1 protein-coding gene is annotated in these 1,243 nt (G+C 60.1%); it reads left to right on the top strand.

The features are described 5' to 3' along the window. Positions 1–1,123: LptF/LptG family permease (locus NW819_RS12920; protein ID WP_414413989.1), on the top strand; the 1,123-nt coding region annotated here is incomplete at its 5' end. Positions 1,124–1,243: the final 120 nt, after the last annotated feature.

The following is a 1,243-nucleotide window of genomic DNA, read 5'->3' as shown; positions in this document are numbered from 1 at the left end:
ATTCTCAAACATGGCACGGTTGCTCACCAAGTTCTGGCTGCTGGAGCGCTATCTGTTTGGGGAGATGCTCACCCCGGTGCTGGCCGGTATTGCCGGGGGAACCCTGCTGCTGCTGGTGGGCCGACTGTTTACCCTGGCCGAGCGGCTGGTCGAGGGATCCGTCCCGCCTCTAACGGTGTTGCGTCTTTTGGTTTTGGATCTGCCGGAGATGGTGGTGCTGGGCATGCCCATTGCCGCCTTCTTTGCCACCATGCTCACCTTGGGCAAGCTGAGCGGCAACAGTGAGATCACCGCTATGCGGGCAGCCGGGATCCCGTTTAGCCGGATTTTCCGGCCCCTGCTGCTGGTGGGGTTGGCCATGAGCTTGAGCGCTTTTTTCATCAGCAACGTGCTGCTGCCGGCCAGCAAACAGCAAATCCGCCAGATCGATCAGCAAGCTTTGCTGGCCCAGGCCACCACCCCGGTGCAATACGATGTCTTTTTCAAAACCGAAGACAACCTCTGGTTCTTCATCCGCCAAGTGGATCCCCGGTTAAATACGATGCAAGATGTTACGATTTTGCGGGTGGATCCCTTGCCGGGGGGCAAATACCAGTTGGCGGAAGTGACCTTGGCCGCTCAGGCAGTGTGGAATGGACTGGAGTGGAGCCTGAGCGAAGGAGCGACCCACCTTTACGGCCCCACCGGCCTCAGCATTGCCGAGCAAACGTTTCATCGCAAGCCGTTGCAAGTTTCTCAGGATCTGGCTGCCCTGATGCAGCCGCCGGTTCCCCCCAGCGAGTTGAGCTTGCCGGAGCTGGCAGAGCGGATTTCTCGCCTGGCCCGCTCCAATCTCAATACTCAGGCTCTGCGCACCGAGTTCCACATGCGCTTCTCCCTGCCCTTGGCCAGCTTTTTTGCCGTGCTGATTTCGCTCCCCCTGGGATCCACCACCGCGCGGCGGGTGGGACGCTACGGGGGCGTCGTCTTCGGGATCCTGTTGGTGTTTGCCTACTACGTGGTTCTGAGCGTGTCTCGCAGCTTGGGAGAAGTGGGAGCCCTTCCCCCTTGGGCGGCAGCCTGGAGCTTCAACATCTTGTTCGGCGGCATCGGACTGGTGCTGCTGGCCCGTTTCCTGCGCTAGGGATCCACCCTAGAATCCGCCAGTCTCAGTTCTCAAGGATGTCTCGAAGAAGGCAGGGATCAACTTTCCTTTCTCTCTCCTCTCGCCTCGCGTAGCTCAGGTTTCCGTCCCCTTGCGGGG

Source organism: Synechococcus sp. R8-2, from assembly GCF_047461715.1.
GTDB lineage: Bacteria > Cyanobacteriota > Cyanobacteriia > Thermostichales > Thermostichaceae > Thermostichus.
Note: the sequence above shows the minus strand (reverse complement) of the source record. Positions and strands in the feature narration are given on the sequence as shown.